This is a genomic window from Exiguobacterium sp. SH0S7, from assembly GCF_004337195.1.
GTDB lineage: Bacteria > Bacillota > Bacilli > Exiguobacteriales > Exiguobacteriaceae > Exiguobacterium > Exiguobacterium aurantiacum_A.
The window spans coordinates 1-875 of record NZ_SJVA01000033.1 but is presented as its reverse complement, the minus strand read 5'-3'; the positions used below and the strand labels follow the sequence as shown (position 1 = coordinate 875).

Sequence of the window (875 nt, the reverse complement as noted above, 5' to 3'; positions counted from 1 at the left end):
TCAGCGCTTTTTTCCACGGTCCGACCGTTCTTCGTTCACCCGGTCTAGGAGCTCGCCCTCAATCGCGTTCACAACGCGCTCGACCTCGACCTTGTCGAACTTCTTCTTGTTCGCGTTGGCACGGATGTGGGTCGAGTCGGTGATCAGGATTCGCCCCGACACGAAGCCGTGGGCTTCGGCCTGACCCAAGATGTCCTCGAAGATCTGTTGGAAGACGTCCTTCCCTTTGAAGCGGCGCCGATAGGCCTGGCTGATCGTCGAATGGTCGGGTACCTTCTCATCAATCCCGAGCCCGAGGAACCAGCGGTAGGCGAGGTTCGTCTGGACCTCTTTAACCGTCTGGCGGACGGAACGGATGTTGAACAGCGGGCCGAGGAGGATGATCTTGATGATAATCTCGGGGTCGATGCCGGGCTGTCCGGTGTTCGAGTACAGCGGCGCGCAAAGGCGGTGCACGATCGAGAAATCGATGTGGCGGTCGATCTTTCGGACGAGGTGGTCTTGCGGGACCATTTGGTCCAGGGTGGTCTTCGTCTGAATCGGTTCATGTCTCTTCTCCGGGTGGGCACGGTACATATGGGGTTCCTCCCTAGTCAGCGGACGGGTTCGGCGTTTATCTGCCTTTTCCCGTTTTTACCGGTTCGAAGAACATGTCCGAGGCTTTTTCTTCGGCCATCGAGGCCTCAGAAAAAGACAAACGGCCGCCAGATGGCGACCGTTTGCGTTGCTCGTCCGACGGCGCCCCGACTCCTGCAGGAAAGCAATCCAACGGAGACCCAGCAGCGACATAAGTCGCGATGCGGCTCCGGGATTGCCTGCGGAAAGCGTGGGCGCCGGAAGGACGAGCGATTCTATTGATGTTAGTCAACAAGCTG

At 58.5% G+C, this 875-nt stretch carries 2 protein-coding genes; both read right to left on the bottom strand.

Features of this window, described 5'->3' with window-relative positions; translation table 11 throughout:
- Positions 1-576 carry a transposase gene (locus EVJ22_RS15255; RefSeq protein WP_071397584.1) on the bottom strand — a complete coding sequence of 192 codons (576 nt, stop codon included), beginning with the start codon at positions 574-576 and terminating at the stop codon, positions 1-3.
- Between the two features lie 37 nt (positions 577-613).
- Positions 614-875, bottom strand: a 262-nt coding sequence (locus EVJ22_RS15510) for a hypothetical protein (protein WP_158625543.1), incomplete at its 5' end; no start/stop codon positions are given.